The sequence below is a fragment of the Pseudomonas sp. HAR-UPW-AIA-41 genome, assembly GCF_002304225.1.
Lineage (GTDB): Bacteria > Pseudomonadota > Gammaproteobacteria > Pseudomonadales > Pseudomonadaceae > Aquipseudomonas.
On record NZ_NSLB01000003.1, the window covers coordinates 378747 to 396292 of the forward strand.

Annotated in this window: 18 protein-coding genes and 1 pseudogene; 9 read left to right on the forward strand and 10 right to left on the reverse strand. The window is 61.9% G+C overall.

The genetic code is table 11. From position 1 onward, the window contains the following. Nucleotides 1-111: 111 nt before the first annotated feature. The 4 genes from trpE to trpC are packed head-to-tail and all read left to right on the forward strand — an operon-like array spanning nt 112 to nt 4076. On the forward strand, nt 112-1590 hold the full coding sequence (gene trpE / locus CK486_RS09130; RefSeq protein WP_095940012.1) for an anthranilate synthase component I: 1479 nt from the start codon (nt 112-114) through the stop codon (nt 1588-1590). Nucleotides 1591-1603: 13 nt separating this feature from the next. Further along, nucleotides 1604-2200 (forward strand): aminodeoxychorismate/anthranilate synthase component II, encoded by a 597-nt coding sequence (locus CK486_RS09135; RefSeq protein ID WP_095939973.1) that lies wholly within the window; start codon nt 1604-1606, stop codon nt 2198-2200. After that, nucleotides 2197-3243 (forward strand): anthranilate phosphoribosyltransferase, encoded by a 1047-nt coding sequence (trpD, locus tag CK486_RS09140; RefSeq protein WP_095939974.1) that lies wholly within the window; start codon nt 2197-2199, stop codon nt 3241-3243. The genes CK486_RS09135 and trpD overlap by 4 nt, the downstream gene beginning before the upstream one ends. Continuing rightward, on the forward strand, nt 3240-4076 hold the full coding sequence (trpC, locus tag CK486_RS09145) for an indole-3-glycerol phosphate synthase TrpC (protein WP_095939975.1): 837 nt from the start codon (nt 3240-3242) through the stop codon (nt 4074-4076). The genes trpD and trpC overlap by 4 nt, the downstream gene beginning before the upstream one ends. Before the next feature lie 62 nt (nt 4077-4138). Here the strand turns inward: trpC and crp are convergent, their stop codons facing one another. Then, nucleotides 4139-4783, reverse strand: coding sequence for a cAMP-activated global transcriptional regulator CRP (gene crp / locus CK486_RS09150; protein WP_095939976.1), 645 nt, complete (start codon nt 4781-4783; stop codon nt 4139-4141). Nucleotides 4784-5026: 243 nt separating this feature from the next. Between crp and CK486_RS09155 the strand changes: the two genes are divergently transcribed. Next, nucleotides 5027-5449, forward strand: coding sequence for an OsmC family protein (locus tag CK486_RS09155; protein ID WP_095939977.1), 423 nt, complete (start codon nt 5027-5029; stop codon nt 5447-5449). A 56-nt stretch (nt 5450-5505) separates the two neighbouring features. On the opposite strand, the gene coq7 is transcribed toward CK486_RS09155, so the two are convergent. The 3 genes from coq7 to CK486_RS09170 all read right to left on the reverse strand — a co-directional run bounded on the left by coq7 (nt 5506) and on the right by CK486_RS09170 (nt 7392). Further along, nucleotides 5506-6153 carry a 2-polyprenyl-3-methyl-6-methoxy-1,4-benzoquinone monooxygenase gene (gene coq7, locus CK486_RS09160; protein ID WP_095939978.1) on the reverse strand — a complete coding sequence of 216 codons (648 nt, stop codon included), beginning with the start codon at nt 6151-6153 and terminating at the stop codon, nt 5506-5508. Nucleotides 6154-6247: 94 nt separating this feature from the next. Beyond that, nucleotides 6248-7054 (reverse strand): formylglycine-generating enzyme family protein, encoded by an 807-nt coding sequence (locus tag CK486_RS09165; protein WP_095939979.1) that lies wholly within the window; start codon nt 7052-7054, stop codon nt 6248-6250. Further along, complete coding sequence (locus CK486_RS09170; RefSeq protein ID WP_095939980.1) at nt 7054-7392, reverse strand: histidine triad nucleotide-binding protein; 339 nt, start codon at nt 7390-7392, stop codon at nt 7054-7056. The genes CK486_RS09165 and CK486_RS09170 overlap by 1 nt, the downstream gene beginning before the upstream one ends. 88 nt (nt 7393-7480) lie before the next feature. On the opposite strand from CK486_RS09170, the gene CK486_RS09175 reads away from it, so the two are divergent. Further along, nucleotides 7481-8962 carry an AAA family ATPase gene (locus tag CK486_RS09175; RefSeq protein ID WP_095939981.1) on the forward strand — a complete coding sequence of 494 codons (1482 nt, stop codon included), beginning with the start codon at nt 7481-7483 and terminating at the stop codon, nt 8960-8962. 37 nt (nt 8963-8999) lie between these two features. On the opposite strand, the gene CK486_RS09180 is transcribed toward CK486_RS09175, so the two are convergent. The 3 genes from CK486_RS09180 to hemJ all read right to left on the reverse strand — a co-directional run bounded on the left by CK486_RS09180 (nt 9000) and on the right by hemJ (nt 11606). Then, nucleotides 9000-10094 carry a DUF805 domain-containing protein gene (locus tag CK486_RS09180; RefSeq protein ID WP_095939982.1) on the reverse strand — a complete coding sequence of 365 codons (1095 nt, stop codon included), beginning with the start codon at nt 10092-10094 and terminating at the stop codon, nt 9000-9002. Nucleotides 10095-10190: 96 nt separating this feature from the next. Continuing rightward, entirely contained in the window at nt 10191-11153 is a 963-nt protein-coding gene (locus CK486_RS09185; protein WP_095939983.1) for a nitronate monooxygenase family protein, read from the reverse strand. A gap of 27 nt (nt 11154-11180) precedes the next feature. Next, on the reverse strand, nt 11181-11606 hold the full coding sequence (hemJ, locus tag CK486_RS09190) for a protoporphyrinogen oxidase HemJ (protein ID WP_095939984.1): 426 nt from the start codon (nt 11604-11606) through the stop codon (nt 11181-11183). A 138-nt stretch (nt 11607-11744) separates the two neighbouring features. Here hemJ and argC point away from each other — a divergent pair, with 138 nt between their 5' ends. After that, a complete protein-coding gene (gene argC, locus CK486_RS09195) occupies nt 11745-12779 on the forward strand; it encodes an N-acetyl-gamma-glutamyl-phosphate reductase (RefSeq protein WP_095939985.1) in 1035 nt (344 codons plus the stop codon). A gap of 80 nt (nt 12780-12859) precedes the next feature. After that, nucleotides 12860-13210, forward strand: coding sequence for an iron-sulfur cluster insertion protein ErpA (erpA, locus tag CK486_RS09200; RefSeq protein WP_095939986.1), 351 nt, complete (start codon nt 12860-12862; stop codon nt 13208-13210). Between the two features lie 61 nt (nt 13211-13271). Here the strand turns inward: erpA and CK486_RS09205 are convergent, their stop codons facing one another. Then, entirely contained in the window at nt 13272-14366 is a 1095-nt protein-coding gene (locus CK486_RS09205; RefSeq protein WP_095939987.1) for an anhydro-N-acetylmuramic acid kinase, read from the reverse strand. Nucleotides 14367-14369: 3 nt separating this feature from the next. Then, the gene (locus CK486_RS09210; RefSeq protein ID WP_095939988.1) at nt 14370-15797 is read right to left on the reverse strand and encodes a peptidoglycan DD-metalloendopeptidase family protein; all 1428 of its coding nucleotides are present in this window, start codon (nt 15795-15797) and stop codon (nt 14370-14372) included. Between the two features lie 182 nt (nt 15798-15979). Here CK486_RS09210 and tyrS point away from each other — a divergent pair, with 182 nt between their 5' ends. Continuing rightward, nucleotides 15980-17176 carry a tyrosine--tRNA ligase gene (gene tyrS / locus CK486_RS09215; RefSeq protein ID WP_095939989.1) on the forward strand — a complete coding sequence of 399 codons (1197 nt, stop codon included), beginning with the start codon at nt 15980-15982 and terminating at the stop codon, nt 17174-17176. Between the two features lie 163 nt (nt 17177-17339). On the opposite strand, the pseudogene CK486_RS18195 reads toward tyrS, so the two are convergent. Further along, nucleotides 17340-17546: pseudogene (locus CK486_RS18195) on the reverse strand (hypothetical protein); the annotation flags it as partial.

A 17546-nucleotide genomic window follows, 5' to 3' on the forward strand; every position in this document is an offset into this window, starting at 1 on the left:
CCTGGCCCGTTGGCGCTGGCGCGCCTGATCTCGTCCTGGCCGGCCTGCCGGCGCGTTTGCTCATGACCGTACACCCTCATGCCACGAGGCTGATTTATGAACCACGAAGCTATTTCCCGTGAAGAATTCCTGCGTTTGGCAGCCGAAGGCTACAACCGCATCCCCCTGTCGTTCGAAACCCTGGCCGACTTCGACACGCCGCTGTCGATCTACCTGAAACTGGCTGACGCACCAAACTCCTACCTGCTCGAATCCGTGCAGGGCGGTGAGAAGTGGGGGCGTTTCTCCATCATCGGTCTGCAGGCGCGTACGGTGCTGCGAGCCTATGGCCATCAGGTTACGGTCAGGGTCGACGGTATCGAAACCGAGCGGCATGAGTGCGCCGATCCGCTGGACTTCGTCGAGCAGTTCAAGGCGCGCTATCGCGTGCCGACGCTGAGCGGTCTGCCGCGTTTCAATGGCGGCCTGGTCGGTTACTTCGGCTACGACAGCGTGCGCTATGTCGAGAAGAAACTGGCGCAGTGCCCGAATCCTGATCCGCTGGGCACTCCGGATATTCTGCTGATGGTCTCGGATGCGGTCGTCGTATTCGACAATCTGGCCGGTAAAATCCACGCCATCGTCCTCGCCGACCCGGCGCAGGCCGATGCCTATGAGTCCGCCCAGGCTCAGCTGCGCAGCCTGCTGGACAAACTGCGCCAGCCGATCACCCCGCGTCTGGGGGTCAACCTGGCGCTGCCGGCCGGCGCGGAACCCGACTTCGTCTCCAGCTTCAAGCGCGACGACTACGAGGCGGCGGTCAACCGCATCAAGGACTACATCCTGGCCGGTGACTGCATGCAGGTGGTGATTTCCCAGCGCATGTCGATTCCCTTCCAGGCCGCGCCGATCGACCTGTACCGCGCCCTGCGCTGCATCAATCCGACGCCGTACATGTACTTCTTCAACTTTGGTGACTTCCACGTGGTTGGTTCCTCGCCGGAAGTGCTGGTGCGCGTGGAGGACGAGCTGGTCACCGTGCGGCCCATCGCCGGTACCCGTCCGCGCGGCGCGACCGAGGAGGCCGATCTGGCGCTGGAGCAGGACCTGCTGGCCGATGCCAAGGAGATCGCCGAGCACCTGATGCTGATCGACCTCGGGCGCAACGACGTCGGCCGGGTCTCGACCACCGGCACGGTGAAGGTTACCGAGCAGATGGTCATCGAGCGTTATTCCAACGTCATGCACATTGTTTCCAACGTCACCGGCCATCTGAAGAAGGGGCTGAGTGCCATGGACGCCCTGCGTGCCATCCTGCCGGCCGGCACCCTGTCAGGTGCGCCCAAGGTGCGCGCGATGGAAATCATCGACGAGCTGGAGCCGGTCAAACGTGGCGTCTACGGCGGTGCCGTGGGCTATCTGGCGTGGAACGGCAACATGGATACGGCGATTGCCATCCGCACGGCGGTGATCAAGGACGGCGAGCTGCATGTGCAGGCCGGCGCCGGCATCGTGGCCGATTCGCAGCCCGCGCTGGAGTGGGAAGAAACCCTGAACAAGCGTCGCGCCATGTTCCGCGCGGTCAGCCTCGCCGAACAGTCTGTGCAGTAAGGGAGACGCCAACATGCTGCTGATGATCGATAACTACGACTCCTTTACCTACAACGTGGTGCAGTACCTCGGCGAGTTGGGGGCCGATGTCCATGTGATCCGCAACGATGAGCTGACCGTCGCCGAAATCGAAGCGCTCAAGCCTGAGCGCATCGTGGTTTCGCCCGGCCCCTGTACGCCGACCGAGGCGGGTGTGTCCATCGAGGCCATCCTGCACTTTGCCGGCAAGCTGCCGATCCTCGGCGTGTGCCTGGGCCACCAGAGCATCGGTCAGGCCTTCGGCGGTGACGTGGTGCGCGCCCGTCAGGTGATGCACGGCAAGACCAGCCCGGTATTCCATGAGGACAAGGGCGTGTTCGCCGGCCTCAACAAGCCGCTGACCGTGACCCGCTATCACTCGCTGGTGGTCAAGCGCGAGACGCTGCCGGACTGCCTGGAAATGACTGCCTGGACCCAGTTCGAGGACGGCTCGGTGGACGAGATCATGGGCCTGCGCCACAAGACCCTGAATATCGAGGGCGTGCAGTTCCACCCCGAGTCCATCCTGACCGAACAAGGTCACGAGCTGTTTGCCAACTTCCTCAAGCAACAGGGGGGCGTACGCGCATGAATATCAAGGAAGCCCTCAACCGGGTGGTCAACAACCTCGATCTGAGCACGGCCGAAATGCAGGACGTGATGCGCGAGATCATGACCGGCCAGTGCACCGATGCGCAGATCGGTGCCTTCCTCATGGGCATGCGCATGAAGAGCGAGACCATCGACGAGATCGTCGGGGCCGCGAGTGTGATGCGTGAGCTGGCAGCCCCCGTGACCATCCATGCCGAGCGCCTGGTCGATACCTGCGGTACCGGCGGCGACGGCATGAATATCTTCAACGTCTCCACTGCGGCGGCGTTTGTCGTGGCGGCTGCAGGCGGCAAGGTGGCCAAGCATGGCAACCGCGCGGTATCCGGCAAGAGCGGCAGCGCCGACCTGCTGGAGGCGGCTGGGGTCTATCTGAATCTGAAGCCCGAGGAAGTGGCGCGCTGTGTGGAAAGTGTCGGCGTCGGCTTCATGTTCGCCCCGGCCCATCACGGCGCCATGAAGCATGCCATCGGCCCGCGCCGCGAGCTGGGGCTGCGCACGATCTTCAACATGCTGGGCCCGATGACCAACCCGGCAGGGGTCAAGCATCAGGTACTCGGCGTGTTCAGTCAGGCCCTGTGCCGGCCGCTGGCTGAAGTGCTGCAGCGCCTGGGCAGTGAGCATGTGCTGGTGGTGCATGCCAGCGATGGTCTGGACGAAATCAGCCTGGCGGCGCCGACCTTTGTCGCCGAACTCAAGGACGGAGAGATCCGCGAGTACCAGATTCAGCCGGAAGACTTCGGCATCAAGAGTCAGACGCTGATCGGTCTGTCGGTCAACGATGCGCAGGAATCGCTGGCGCTGATTCGCGATGCGCTGGGCAAGCGCAAGACCGAGAACGGCCAGAAGGCCGCCGACATGATCGTGCTCAATGCCGGTGCGGCGCTCTATGCCGCCGACCACGCCAGCAGCCTGAAGGAAGGCATGCACCTGGCGCAGGATGCCCTGCACACCGGGCTGGCCTGGGAAAAGCTCGATGAGCTGGTGTCCTTTACCGCCGTCTTCCAACAGGAGAATCAAGCGTGAGCCTGCCCACCGTGCTGGAAAAGATCATTGCCCGCAAATTCGAGGAAGTCGCCGAGCGCCGTGCCCGGGTGAGCTTCGCCGAGATCGAGGCGCTGGCGCGTGGTGCCGATGCGCCGCGTGGTTTCGCCGCAGCCCTGCAGGCCCGGGTGGCGCGCCGTGAGCCGGCGGTGATTGCCGAGGTTAAGAAGGCTTCGCCGAGCAAGGGCGTGCTGCGTGAGCATTTCGTTCCGGCGGACATTGCCCGCAGCTACGCCGCAGGCGGCGCGACCTGCCTGTCGGTGCTGACCGATATCGACTTCTTCCAGGGCGCGGATGATTACCTGCGCGAAGCGCGCGCGGCGTGCAGTCTGCCGGTGATCCGCAAGGACTTCATGGTCGACCCCTATCAGATTGTCGAGGCCCGCGCGCTGGCTGCCGACTGCGTGCTGCTGATCGTCTCGGCACTGGATGACGGGCGCATGGCCGAGCTGGCCGCGACCGCCAGGGATGTCGGCCTCGATGTGCTGGTGGAGGTGCACGATGCCAGCGAGCTGGAGCGGGCGCTGAAGGTGCTTGATACGCCGCTGGTGGGCATCAACAACCGCAACCTGCATACCTTCGAGGTGAGCCTGGATACGACGCTGGACCTGCTGCCGCAGATTCCTAGCGACCGTCTGGTGATTACCGAGAGCGGCATTCTCAACCGCGCCGATGTCGAGCTGATGGAAATCAACGAGGTGCATGCCTTCCTCGTTGGCGAAGCCTTCATGCGCGCCGAGGAACCGGGCGTCGAGTTGCAGCGCCTGTTCTTCCCCGGCAAGGCGCCGGTGCAACTGGGTGCTGATCCGGACTGAATGTGCCGGTACAAAAAAGCCCGCCGATTGGCGGGCTTTTTCATTGGTCTGGCCGGCAGGCCTTAACGGGTACCGAATACCACCATGGTCTTGCCTTTGACATGCACCAGACCCTGTTCTTCCAGGGACTTCAGTACGCGGCCGACCATCTCGCGGGAGCAGCCGACGATGCGGCCGATTTCCTGACGGGTGATCTTGATCTGCATGCCATCGGGGTGGGTCATGGCGTCCGGCTGCTTGCACAGGTCGAGCAGGGTGCGTGCGACACGACCGGTCACGTCGAGGAAGGCCAGGTCGCCGACCTTGCGCGTGGTCTTGCGCAGACGCTCGGCCATCTGGTTGCCGAGGGTATAGAGAATGTCCGGGTCCTGCTGGGTCAGCTCGCGGAACTTGGCGTAGCTGATTTCACCGACCTCGCATTCGGTCTTGGCGCGGACCCAGGCGCTGCGCTCGTTTTCCTGGCCTTCCTTGTCGAACAGGCCCATCTCGCCGAAGAAATCGCCGGGATTGAGGTAGCCGATGATCATCTCGCGGCCATCGTCATCCTCGATGAGGATGGTCACCGAGCCCTTGATGATGATGAACAGGGTCTCGCAGCGGTCGCCGGCGTAGATGATGGTGCTCTTGGCGGTGTAGCGACGGCGATGACAGTGCGCGAGCAGCTTGTCCAGGTTCTTGATTTTGGGTGTGAGGGTAATTGCTACCATGCCCGAGTCCCGAGAGGAAAAAAGGTAAGCCTTTGTCTAGAAGGCCATTTTTCTTATTAGTTATACGTCTAAGTGTGCCAGTTATCCGGCGCCAGCTTAACAGACGCATCCCAGCCGGATAGTGCGTTTTGCGACCTGGCTAACACCTGGGCGCCTACATTCTCAGCTCAAGTGCCTATCTAAGGCCATCCGGGGCCTGTGTTAAGCTTTCGGCCCTTCTTTATACAGCGTGGAGTCCCCTAGATGAAAGCACGTATCCAGTGGGCCGGCGAAGCCATGTTCCTGGGCGAGTCCGGCAGTGGCCATGTGGTGGTCATGGATGGCCCGCCGGAAGCCGGTGGCCGCAACCTGGGCGTGCGGCCGATGGAGATGGTGCTGCTGGGTCTGGGTGGCTGCAGCAACTTCGATGTGGTGAGCATCCTGAAAAAGGGCCGGCAGCCGGTGGAGAGCTGCGAGGCCTTCCTGGAAGCCGAGCGGGCCGATGAGGATCCCAAGGTGTTCACCAAGATTCACCTGCACTTCGTGGTCAAGGGTCGCGGGCTGAAAGAAGCCCAGGTCAAGCGTGCGGTGGAGCTGTCGGCGGAGAAGTACTGCTCGGCCTCGATCATGCTTGGTCGTGCCGGTGTCGAGATCACCCACGACTACGAGATTGTCGAGCTGGGCTGAGTCTGATGATGAAAAAAGGGCGCTTCTGGCGCCCTTTTTTGTGCCTGCCGGATCGGTCAGATCCGGTAGGTGCTCTTGGTCATGACCTTGGCCAGCAGGCTCATGCCGAACTTAACCGGAGCCGGGAAGTTCAGTCCGCCGGCTTCGAGGGCGGTCGTGGCATGCTGCTGCTCGTCACTTTTCATTTGCTCGAGAATGGCGCGCGACTTGCGATCTTCGGCGGGGATCTGTTGCAGGTGCTCGTCCAGGTGTTTGACCACCTGATCCTCGGTGGCGGCGACGAAGCCCAGACTGACCTTGTCGCTGACCAGTCCGGCCAGGGCACCGACGCCGAACGACAGACCGTAGAACAGCGGGTTGAGCAGGCTCGGGCGGCTGCCCAGTTCGCGGATGCGCTGTTCGCACCAGGCCAGGTGATCGATTTCCTCCTCGGCGGCATGCTCCATGGCCGCGCGCACTTCGGGCAGCTTGGCGGTCAGCGCCTGGCCCTGATACAGCGCCTGTGCGCAGACCTCGCCGGTGTGGTTGATGCGCATCAGACCGGCCACATGCTGGGTGCTGGCTGCGTCCAGTGGCTGCTCGTTTTCCAGCACCGCGGGCGAGGCGCGGTGAGGCTGGCCACTGAATGGCAGCAGTGTTCGCAGGGCTGCATCGGCTTGCAGCAGCAGACGATCAGCCGGGGTGTAGGCGCGGTTGCCAGTCATGCTCTTGGCTCCAGAAGGTGACAGGCGCAGTTTAACTCACACGGCTGTGCAAGGCTTGACCGGTATCAGGCCGGGCGACGGGCGTTGCGTGGGCTCAGTCCAGTTCGCGAACGACGCGCAGGCCAAGGGCGTAGTGCTTCTGATCCGGCTGGCGCAGGTCACGCAGGCTGCTGCGCAAATAGGCCGGGCCACTGTTCCAGGCGCCGCCACGCACCACGCGCGGGCTCTGGTCGAGCAGGCCGGCGTCGCGCTGTTCGCTGCCATCCCAGGGGTGGGCATAGCGCGAGGCGGTCCACTCCCAGACATTGCCGGCCGTGTCGTACAGGCCAAAGGCATTGGGCGCAAAGCGCCCGATCTGGGCGGTCTTGTTCTGAATGATGCGCGGGCTGTTGCAGCCCCGGCAGTGGGCACGTGGGTGCTGCTCGGGGCTGTCCAGCTGCTCGCCCCACCAGTAGTAACTGCGGCTGCCGGCGCGGGCGGCATATTCCCACTCGGCTTCGGTCGGCAGGCGATAGCGCTGCCCGCTCATGCGGCTGAGCCACTGGCAGTAGGCGCGGGCTTCCTGCCAGGACACGTTGATGACCGGGCGCACGTCGGACAGTCCCCAGCCTTCGTTGTCTGGCAGCGGGGTCCGGGTGGCCTGCTGGTACAGGCGCCAGTCGGCAAAGGTGATTTCAAAGCGGCCGATGGCAAAGCTACGGGTAATCTGCACGGGGAGCGCTGGGCGCTCATTGTGGTTGCCACGACCACTCAGGTCGCCCAGTTCGAACTGGCCGGCAGGGACCACCACCAGTTCGGGGCCGGGCTGTCCGCCGGGCAGGGTGTCGCGAAACACCGTGCCCTCGGGCATGGCCTGAGCACTGAGGCTCAGACCAAACAGCAGATAGAGCAGACCGCGCATCAGCCCGGCGGCCAGTTCAGCTGACGCTGGCCGAGCACGTGCATATGGATGTGGTAGACGGTCTGACCGCCCAGCTCGTTGCAGTTCATCACCACACGGAAGCCTTCTTCGCAGCCCTGCTCTCTGGCCAGGCGCTGGGCGGTGAAGAGAATATGGCCAGCCAGTGCCTTGTCTTCTTCGGTCAGGTCGTTGAGGGTGCTGATGTGCTTTTTCGGGATCACCAGAAAGTGCACTGGCGCCTGCGGCGCGATGTCATGGAAGGCGACCACGTGTTCGTCTTCATAGAGCTTGCGTGCCGGAATCTGCCCGGCGACGATTTTGCAGAACAGACAATCCATGGAACTATTCCCGGGTTGTTGACAGAGCGGCCGAGTGTAAACGGCGGGCGCACTTTCCGGCCAGCGCGTGCCGGCACAAGGAGCGAGTGTGAAGAACGATATTCATGATCTGGGGCTGGTGCTGGACTCGCGGGTCAAGCTGGTGGTGATCGAGTCCTGGGACGAGCCCCGGGTGCTGGAGGTGCTCACCGGGCTGGCGGTCAAGCGCGGTCTCAGTCTGCTCACCTGGTCGGTGACCGAGGGCCTGCAGCGCCTGGGCTTTGGTGGCGACCCGATTGGCGAGGTGGACAGCTGCGATCCAGAGGCCGCGCTCAAGCTGGTCAAGGCGGATGTGCAGCCGACACTGTACGTGATGTGCGACCTGCATCCGTTTTTGGAGAACGAGCCCAAGCGCGTGCGCCTGCTCAAGGAAATCGCCATGGCTGAGGGCACGCACAAGCCGACGCTGGTACTGGTGTCGCACGCCTTTAAGCTGCCGGCCGAGCTGCAGCGTCTGACTGCGCGCTTCAGCCTGACCCTGCCGAGTGAAGAGGAGCTGCTGGCCATCGTCCGCGACGAAGCCAGTCACTGGAGCAACAGCAATCGCGGGGCTCGGGTGCGTACCGACAACCGCACCCTGCAGCAGGTGGTGAAGAACCTGCGCGGCATGAGCCATGCCGAGGCGCGCCTCTTGGCCCGCTCGATCATCTGGAATGACGGCGCCATTACTCAGGACGATCTCGGAGCACTCAACCGCAGCAAGTTCCAGTTGCTCGATATGGAGGGTGTGCTCAGCCTGGAGTACGAAACCGCACGGTTCGCCGATGTCGGTGGTCTGGAGAATCTCAAACGCTGGCTGGGCGAGCGGCAGCAGGCCTTCCTCGGCGAGGTGAGCGAAGACATGCCCAAGGGCATCCTACTGGTCGGCGTGCAGGGCGGTGGCAAGAGCCTGGCGGCCAAGGCGGTTGCCGGGCTGTGGGGGCTGCCCCTGCTGCGTCTGGATTTTGCCTGCCTGTACAACAAGTTCTTCGGTGAGACCGAACGCAATCTGCGTGAGGCGCTCAAGCTGGCAGAGCAGATGGCGCCCTGCGTGCTGTGGATGGACGAGGTGGAAAAGGGCCTGGCCAGCGGCGAACAGGACGGCGGTGTCAGTCAGCGCGTGCTGGGAACCCTGCTGACCTGGATGGCCGAGCGCAAGAGCCCGGTTTTCATGGTCGCCACGGCCAACGCCATCGACCGGCTGCCGCCGGAGCTGGTGCGCAAGGGGCGCTTCGACGAGCTGTTCTTTGTCGATCTGCCGCAGGGGGAGGTGCGTCAGGACATCTTTCGGATTCACCTGCAGCAGCGTGAGCTGGACCCGGCGCAGTTCGATCTGGCGGCACTGGCGCAGGCCAGCGAGGGTTTCTCCGGCGCCGAGATCGAGCAGGCGGTGGTGGGGGCTCTGTATGCGGCGCAGGCGCGGCAGACATCGGTCGACCAGACGCTGCTGCTGCACGAGTTGGCGCGCACGGCGCCGTTGTCGGTGGTGATGGCCGAACAACTGGCCGGATTGCGCGCCTGGGCTGCAGGGCGCACGGTGCAGGCGGGGTAGAAAGCTGGCCGACCGCAATGGTCGGCCAGGGGCGGCATTATTCTTCGCTGTACTCGTAAGGGGCTGCCGGCGCGGCGGCCTCCACGGGTTCTGCATAGCTGCTTTCGCTGTCCATGCTGGACAGGTCCATGTCGCCACCCAGCGAGTCCAGCATGCCGACGCCGCCTGCGATGGCGGCAATCACCACCAGCAGCAGAATCACCAGCCACAGCGAGGCCAGAACCTTGACGGCTGTGCTGTTCGGCGGTTGTGGCGGGCCGTAGCGGTTGGCGCCGGCGTTGCCCGGAATCAGCAGCATCAGCAGCGGAAACACGCTGCCCACGATAGGGACAAGATTCAGCAGATACAGCCAGCCCGACCAGCCGATGTCGTGCAGGCGCTGCACGCCAATCTGTACGCTGACAACGACCATTGCGATCGTCACGCCTGCGATCAGGATGATTCCGACCGTGTCGGAAATGCCCATACCCAGCGCCGCAATGCCCAGTGCAGGAGCCATGACCAGAATGAGTACCAGCGACCAGGCCAGGTAGCGCAGGCGCCCGATGCGTCCGGTAACGCCAAAGGGTTTCAGTTCGCCAAACTCCGGTAGCTGTTCGGCCACATTGGCTTGAGGCGGGGCATAAGGCGATGCATTGGCCGGTGTTTCGGGCGCGGCTGTCGGGGATGCACTGCTGATGGAGGCCTGAATAACGGCAGCTTCCTCCTGCAGCTGTGCCTGACGGGCCAGGTACTTCTCGATGATGATGCCGCAGGCTTCGCATTCGGCCGACTTGGCCTGTTCGTGACCGCACTTGGGGCAGGTCATGCGGGTGCTGCTGGCGGATTCTTCGGCGGGCTGCGGTGCCGAAACGCTTTCGTCAGGGTGGTCATCGGTGGCCACCAGGGACAGTTGCAGACCTTCACTCTGCTTGCTGACCTTGGCGCCGGCACGCTGCAAGGCTGCCAGGTATTTGTCGGCTTCCGCGCTTTCCAGATTGCGCTTGAGCGGAACGCTCTGACCGCTGAACAGGGCTTCGATCTTGTCCAGATCGCTCTTGAACAGGCCGGCCAGGTTGGCTTTGACGGTGTCGAGGGCAAAGCCCGGCAGGGCCTCACCGGCAAACAGGATGGAGTAGCGGGGTTCGCTCATCAGGGCTTCCTTGTCGGGGCGAAGAATGATGTGGCTTCAAGCCTAAGCCCTGACCGTCTGGACAACAAGTCAGGGCGCAGGCCATTGAGGGGTGACTTAGCGCCGCCGGGATTGACCAAGCTGCTGAGCGTGCTGCAGGGCGGCCCGATACTCGCCGTCCAGTCGCGCGACGAGCTCGGCCACGCTCGGCAGGTCATGAATGTCGCCGGCGCCTTGCCCGGCCGACCAGACGGTTTTCCAGGCCTTGGCCTCGTCGTTGACTGGCTTGAGCTTCTCGCCGTAATTGATGTCGCCCTTGTCCTGCAGGCGGGCGAGGTCATAGCCGGCGGCCAGCAGGCTCTGGCGCATGAAACTGGCCGGCACGCCGGAGACGGCCGGCGTGTGAATGATGTCGGCGGCCTGGGCATCCAGCAGCATCTGCTTGTACTCGGCGCTGGCGCGGCTTTCCTCAGTGGCGATCAGGCGCGTGCCCATGTAGGCCAGATCGGCGCCCAGCAATTGCGCGGCGAGTATTTCGTGGCCGTGATTGAGGCAGCCGGCCAGCAGCAGCGCTTTGTCGAAGAACTGGCGAATCTCGGCGATCAGGGCAAACGGGCTCCAGGTTCCGGCATGTCCGCCGGCGCCGGCGGCGACCGCAATCAGCCCATCCACACCGGCTTCGGCGGCTTTTTCAGCGTGGCGGCGGGTGGTGACATCATGGAAAACCAGTCCACCGTAGCTGTGGACGGCATCCACCACTTCCTTCACGGCGCCCAAGCTGGTGATCACGATGGGCACGTGTTGTTCGACGCAGACGGCGAGGTCTGCCTGCAGGCGCGGATTGCTGCCATGCACGATCAGATTGACGGCATAAGGCGCGGCCTGTGGCGTAAGTCCGGCATTGATCTCTTCCAGCCAGGCGCGAAAGCCGCTGGTTTCGCGCTGATTGAGGGCCGGGAAGCTGCCGACAATGCCCTGAGCGCAGCAGGCGCGAACCAGCTCCGGGCCGGAAACCAGAAACATCGGGGCAGCCACCAGTGGCAGGCGCAGTTTGTCTTGCAGCAAGGCAGGCAGGCTCATGGTGACTCCCATTTGCGCAGGGGCAGGCTAGAAGGGTTTGACGACAACCAGAATGACAATCGCCAGCAGGAAGAGTACGGGGACCTCATTGAACCAGCGGTAAAACACATGGCCACGGCTGTTGTCGCCTCGGGCAAAGCGTTTGTACATCACGCCGCAGGCGTGGTGATAGCCCACCAGCAGTGCCACCAGCAGCAGCTTGGCGTGCAGCCAGCCCTGGCTGAGCCAGACCGGGTTGAGGTAGAGCAGCCAGCCACCGAACAGCAGCGTGGCAATCATCGAGGGATTCATGATGCCGCGGTAGAGCTTGCGTTCCATGACGATGAAACGCTCGCGACTCGGCTGGTCTTCGCTCATGGCGTGGTAGACGAACAGGCGTGGCAGATAGAACAGGCCGGCGAACCAGCAGACGATGGCGATGATGTGCAGGGCCTTGATCCACAGATAGAGCATTACGGGTCTCCTTATACCTGCGCCGATAGTAGTGGCCGCGCGCCTGTGCGTCACTCTGCTGCTGGCCCGATGCGGCCTGCGGCTTTATCATCGCGGCCTTTATTTGTACTCAAGATGCGTACCCGGGGGGAAGGCAGCATGATCAAGGTCGGTATCGTCGGCGGCACGGGCTACACCGGTGTGGAGTTGCTGCGTCTGTTGGCGCAACACCCGCAGGCGGAAGTGGCGGTGATCACCTCGCGTTCGGAAGAGGGCGTCAAGGTCGCCGACATGTACCCCAATCTGCGCGGCCACTACGACGGCCTGGCTTTCAGCGTGCCGGACGTGGCGACCCTCGGCAGCTGCGACGTGGTGTTTTTTGCCACTCCGCATGGCGTGGCGCATGCCCTGGCCGGTGAGCTGCTGGCCACCGGTACCAAGGTGATCGACCTGTCTGCCGACTTCCGCCTGCAGGATGCCGAAGAGTGGGCCAAGTGGTACGGCCAGCCTCATGGCGCGCCGGAACTGTTGCCTGAGGCGGTCTACGGCTTGCCGGAGGTCAACCGCGAGGCGATCAGGCAGGCGCGCCTGATTGCCGTGGCCGGTTGCTACCCGACCGCCACTCAACTGGGTTTCCTGCCGCTGCTGGAGCAGGGGCTGGCCAATCCGGCCACGCTGATTGCCGACTGCAAGTCGGGCGTCAGTGGCGCCGGCCGCGGCGCCAGTGTCGGTTCGCTGCTCTGTGAGGCCGGCGAAAGCATGAAGGCCTACTCGGTGAAAGGTCACCGCCATCTGCCGGAGATTCGCCAGGGGCTGCGCCGCGCGGCCGGGCAGGATGTCGGGCTGACCTTCGTGCCGCACCTGACGCCGATGATTCGCGGTATCCACGCCACGCTTTACGCCACGGTGGTTGATCGCGGCGTGGATCTGCAGGCGCTGTACGAGCAGCGTTATGCCAATGAGCCGTTTGTCGATGTACTGCCGGCGGGTAGCCATCCGGAAACCCGCAGTGTGCGCGGCGCCAACGTCTGTCGCATTGCCGTGCACCGGCCGCAGGGCGGTGATCAGGTGGTCGTGCTTTCGGTGATCGACAATCTGGTCAAGGGGGCTTCCGGTCAGGCCATCCAGAACATGAACATCCTGTTCGGACTGGATGAGCGTCTGGGCCTGTCCAACGTGGCTCTGATGCCCTGAGATAAGTTGACCATTTTACTGGGTTAAGCGGATAATGCTGCCCAGTAGTGCTGTAACGGCTGAATGCCGGGAGATTGCCAATGACCATCGAAACCTTCACCCCGACTGCCCTGATGTTTACCCAGGGTGCGGCGAACAAGGTGAAGAGCCTGATCGACGAAGAGGGCAATGAGCGCCTGAAGCTGCGGGTGTTCGTCACCGGCGGCGGTTGCTCGGGCTTCCAGTACGGTTTCACCTTCGATGAAGATGTCTCAGAGGACGACACCATTGTCGAGCGCGATGGCGTGAGCCTGGTCGTCGATCCAATGAGCTTTCAGTACCTGGTGGGCGCCGAGGTGGACTATCAGGAGGGGCTGGAAGGATCGCGCTTCGTGATCAACAACCCCAATGCCAGCACCACCTGTGGCTGTGGTCAGTCGTTCTCGATCTGATCGTTAGCTGCTCAGGTAAAACGCCGCACGCTGTGCGGCGTTTTGCTTTCTGGGGTGTGCATCACGCCGGATAAAGTGCGCCCAATACCCGCAAGCCCGCAGCCCCGGTCACACTCGGGCGATTGGCCGGGATGCGCTCAAGGAAGCAGTGTGCCAGCCAGGCAAAAGCCATGGCCTCGATCCAGTCCGCCGGTGCGCCAAGGTCGTCGCTGCTCGCAACTGTCACGCCGGGTAGCTGCTGACCAAGGCGGGCAAGCAGTGCTCCATTGTGCGCGCCGCCGCCACAGACGATCAGCCGTTCGCTGTCCGGCTGAGTGTTCAGCAGTGCCTGGCTGCAGCAGTGGGCTGTCAGTTCGAGCAGGGTAGCCTGAACGTCTTCTGCAGCGATCACATCAAGGTGATGCAGTTGCTGATTCAGCCAGTCCAGGTTGAACAGCTCGCGTCCCGTGCTCTTGGGGCCCTGTACCCGGAAATACGGCGCTGACAGCATTCGGGCCAGCAAACCCTGATGGATCTGGCCGCTAGTGGCCCAGCTGCCGTTGTCGTCATAAGGCTGGTTTCGGTGCTGCTGAATCCAGGCGTCCATCAGGACATTGCCGGGGCCGCAGTCAAAACCACGAACTGCTGTCGAGCCTTGCTCAAGCAGGGTGATATTGCTGAAACCACCAACGTTGAGCACGGCCAGCTTGCCGGGTTGACTACCGAAGAGCGCCTGATGGAAGGCCGGAACCAGCGGGGCGCCCTGGCCTCCGGCGGCAACGTCGCGGCGACGAAAGTCGGCAATGACATCGATGCCGGTCAGCTCGGCGAGCAGGGCGGGATTGCCGATCTGTACGGTATAACCCTGCGCCGGCTCATGGCGGATGGTCTGGCCGTGGCTGCCTGTGGCGCGGATGTCGGAAGCGGAAAGTTGTTGCTGCCTCAGGAGTTGCTGAATGCCTTCAGCTACCAGTGTTGCCCAGCACGCCTCCGCCAGGGCACTGCGCTGAATTTCATTATCACCGGAGCTACACAGATCCAAAAGTTGCTGGCGAAGCTCGCCGGGCATGGGCAGGAACAACTTGCCACGTAGCTGCGTCCCGTTGTTCTGCTCTATCAGCGCAATGTCGATACCGTCCAGACTGGTACCGGACATTACGCCGATATACAAAGGCATGGATCAGCGCTTGTTCATGGCCAGCATGCTGGCCTTTTCTTTGTCGAGCTGTGCCAGCAGCGGCTTGCTCATTTGCAGAAAGCGCTGCTTCTCATTGCGGGCGATGGGATCGGCCATCAGTTGCTTCTGGCTGAGTGGATCGACATGTACGCCGTTGACCTGGAACTCATAGTGCAGGTGTGGTCCGGTGGACAGTCCGGTGGTGCCGATATAGCCGATGATCTGGCCCTGGCGCACAGTGCTGCCGGTGCGGATGCCTTTGGCAAAGCCGTTCATATGGCCGTACAGGGTGCGGTAGCGGCTGCCGTGCTGAATGATGACGGTGTTGCCGTAGCCACCCTTGCGCCCAGCCAGTTGCACGCGGCCGTCCCCGGCGGCTTTGATCGGTGTGCCGCGTGGGGCGGCATAGTCGACACCCTTGTGCGCACGAATTTTGTTCAGGATCGGGTGGCGGCGCCCGTTGGAGAAGCGAGAACTGATGCGGGCAAAATCCACCGGGGTGCGTATAAATGCTTTGCGCATGCTGTTGCCGTCGGCGGTGTAGTAGCTGCTAACGCCCTGTTTGTTGGTGTAGCGGATGGCGGTGAAGGTCTTGCCGCGGTTGATGAAGCGGGCTGCCAGAATCGCGCCGCTGCCAACGCGCTTGTCCTTGACCACTTTCTCTTCATACAGCACTTCAAAGCTGTCGCCGTCACGCAGATCCAGAGCGAAGTCGATGTCGTAGCCAAAGATATTGGCCATATCCATCGCCAGCGCATGGCTCATGCCGGCGCGTTTGGTTGCGACAAACAGCGAGCTGTCGATAACGCCACGGGCGTAGGTTTGGCGTACCTCGGGTTTGATCAGGTCGCGCTTGAAGACAAAGCCCTTGTCGGTTTTGCTCAGCTGAATGCTTTCGAGGTCGCTGAGTTTCGAGCGGACACCCTCAAAATCACCCGTTGAAGTCAGCTTGAACTCAAGTACCTGTCCAACCTTGAGGTGCGATAGCTGCTTCGCCTCCTTGCTGCTGGCAAGCAGTTCGTGCACCAGCTGGTTGTCGAACCCGGCCTGCGCAAAAACTGTCGACAAGGTATCGCCCTTACCCACAGTAATAGTCTTGCGGGTCGGGTCTGCAGGCGTTTGGCTGACGGTGTTTGAGCTTTCTTTATTAGTCGCGTCTTTTCCGGCGCTGTTCTTCTGGACTGGATTGCCTGTTTGCGAAAAGGGCGATCCCTCTGTCTCCCCTGTGACGGACTCTGGTCGGAGATCGTCATTTTCCTGAATGATGCGCTCGGCATCGGCTTCAAGGTCGAGGTCAATCAGAGTTCTTTTCGCCTCGACGTCGCTCGAGGGGAACACCAGGAGAGCCAGGCTCAAGAGCGCAGCGACGCCGCTGGCAGCCAGCAGGTGCGTCTTCGGGTAGCGCGGCGCTTTAGAAACGTTATGCGTCATGGCTTCGAATGGCGTTTTTCAATATATATAACTGCCTAAAATATAACCAAAATCTGTTAGCAGCAAGCTCCGGCCGACGTCTCGCACGCGGGCGGCGGCTTTGCTTGGGCAAAACTTGTAATTAGTCAGTGATCTTGTATGGTTGGTTCCCTTTTTTGTGCTGGTCTAGTGTGGGGCCTGAGATGAAGTCGGTAGAAGAGCAGCTGGCGCTGATCAAGCGTGGTGCGGAAGAGGTTCTGGTTGAAGCGGAACTGGTTGAAAAGCTCAAGCGCGGCCAGCCGTTGCGTGTCAAGGCCGGTTTTGACCCGACTGCGCCGGATCTGCATCTCGGGCACACTGTGCTTATTAATAAGCTGCGCCAGTTCCAGGAGTTGGGGCATCAGGTGATTTTCCTGATCGGCGATTTCACCGGGATGATCGGTGATCCTTCTGGCAAGAGCGCTACGCGCCCGCCGCTGACGCGCGAGCAGGTGCTGGAAAATGCCGAAACCTACAAGGCGCAGGTGTTCAAGATTCTGGATCCGGCCAGGACCGAGGTGGCGTTTAATGCCTCTTGGATGGACAAGCTGACGCCTGCTGACTTTATCCGTCTCGCGTCTCAGTACACCGTAGCGCGCATGCTTGAGCGTGACGATTTCAATAAGCGTTACAGCGATAACCAGCCAATCGCTATTCATGAGTTCCTTTATCCGCTGGTGCAGGGTTACGACTCTGTGGCGCTCAAAGCTGATGTCGAGCTGGGTGGTACTGATCAGAAGTTCAACCTGCTCATGGGGCGTGAGCTTCAGCGTGCCTACGGCCAGGAGCCGCAGTGCATTGTCACCATGCCTCTGCTGGAGGGGCTGGATGGCGTGAAGAAGATGTCCAAGTCGCTGAATAACTATGTGGGTATTCAGGAGGCGCCGGGCGTGATGTACAGCAAGCTGGTGTCTATTCCCGATGCTTTGATGTGGCGTTACTTCGAGCTCTTGAGCTTCCGCTCCATGGAGGAGATCGAGCAGTTCAAGCAGGATGTCCTGGCTGGTGCCAATCCGCGTGATATCAAGATCAAGCTGGCTGAGGAGATTGTCGCGCGCTTCCATGGTGAAGAGGCGGCTGCTTCGGCGCATCGTTCGGCTGGCAATCGCATGAAGGATGGCGAGCTGCCGGAGGATTTGCCGACCGTGGTTATTGCGTCGGCTGAGGATATGCCCATAGCGGCGGCTCTTAATCGGGCTGGCTTGGTAAAGAATGCTGCGGCAGCGCGCGACCTGCTGGGGGCTGGGACGGTCAAGGTAGATGGTGAGGTGGTCGATCGTGCTTTTGTTCTGAAAGTGGGCTCCTCTTATATCTGCCAGGCCGGCAAGAAGGCTTTTGCTCGTATTGAGGTAAAAGGCTGATTTATTTTGCTTTTCGGGGGTTGACGTCGAAATCTGCGGCCCTATAATGCGCCCCACTTTCAGCGCTTCTGCAAAGAAAGCCTTCCAAAACAATAAGTTATGTTCTGGTTGGTGCTGAGAGTAGGGGCTTGGTTATACGGCTCCGCACTTTTGAAGAAGGTTTTCAAAAGTGGCTGTGGAGGGTGTTGACAGCGATCGATGATCCTGTAGAATTTGCCTCCCGCTGACGAGAAGCTGAATGGCTGATCGGAAGCGCAAGCGATTGAGTAGAAAAGAAATTTTCGAAAAAGAGCTTGACGGGTTGAAGAGGTGCTGTAGAATGCGCGCCTCGGTTGAGACGAAGGCTTAACCAAACGCTCTTTAACAAGTT

Excerpts from the sequence above, each read along its gene's own strand:
- CK486_RS09135 (WP_095939973.1), top strand. The coding sequence starts at position 1,604 with ATGCTGCTGATGATCGATAACTACGACTCCTTTACCTACAACGTGGTG.
- trpD (WP_095939974.1), top strand. The coding sequence starts at position 2,197 with ATGAATATCAAGGAAGCCCTCAACCGGGTGGTCAACAACCTCGATCTG.
- crp (WP_095939976.1), bottom strand. The coding sequence starts at position 4,783 with ATGGTAGCAATTACCCTCACACCCAAAATCAAGAACCTGGACAAGCTG.
- CK486_RS09155 (WP_095939977.1), top strand. The coding sequence starts at position 5,027 with ATGAAAGCACGTATCCAGTGGGCCGGCGAAGCCATGTTCCTGGGCGAG.
- coq7 (WP_095939978.1), bottom strand. The coding sequence starts at position 6,153 with ATGACTGGCAACCGCGCCTACACCCCGGCTGATCGTCTGCTGCTGCAA.
- CK486_RS09165 (WP_095939979.1), bottom strand. The coding sequence starts at position 7,054 with ATGCGCGGTCTGCTCTATCTGCTGTTTGGTCTGAGCCTCAGTGCTCAG.
- CK486_RS09170 (WP_095939980.1), bottom strand. The coding sequence starts at position 7,392 with ATGGATTGTCTGTTCTGCAAAATCGTCGCCGGGCAGATTCCGGCACGC.
- CK486_RS09180 (WP_095939982.1), bottom strand. The coding sequence starts at position 10,094 with ATGAGCGAACCCCGCTACTCCATCCTGTTTGCCGGTGAGGCCCTGCCG.
- CK486_RS09185 (WP_095939983.1), bottom strand. The coding sequence starts at position 11,153 with ATGAGCCTGCCTGCCTTGCTGCAAGACAAACTGCGCCTGCCACTGGTG.
- hemJ (WP_095939984.1), bottom strand. The coding sequence starts at position 11,606 with ATGCTCTATCTGTGGATCAAGGCCCTGCACATCATCGCCATCGTCTGC.
- argC (WP_095939985.1), top strand. The coding sequence starts at position 11,745 with ATGATCAAGGTCGGTATCGTCGGCGGCACGGGCTACACCGGTGTGGAG.
- erpA (WP_095939986.1), top strand. The coding sequence starts at position 12,860 with ATGACCATCGAAACCTTCACCCCGACTGCCCTGATGTTTACCCAGGGT.
- CK486_RS09205 (WP_095939987.1), bottom strand. The coding sequence starts at position 14,366 with ATGCCTTTGTATATCGGCGTAATGTCCGGTACCAGTCTGGACGGTATC.
- CK486_RS09210 (WP_095939988.1), bottom strand. The coding sequence starts at position 15,797 with ATGACGCATAACGTTTCTAAAGCGCCGCGCTACCCGAAGACGCACCTG.
- tyrS (WP_095939989.1), top strand. The coding sequence starts at position 15,980 with ATGAAGTCGGTAGAAGAGCAGCTGGCGCTGATCAAGCGTGGTGCGGAA.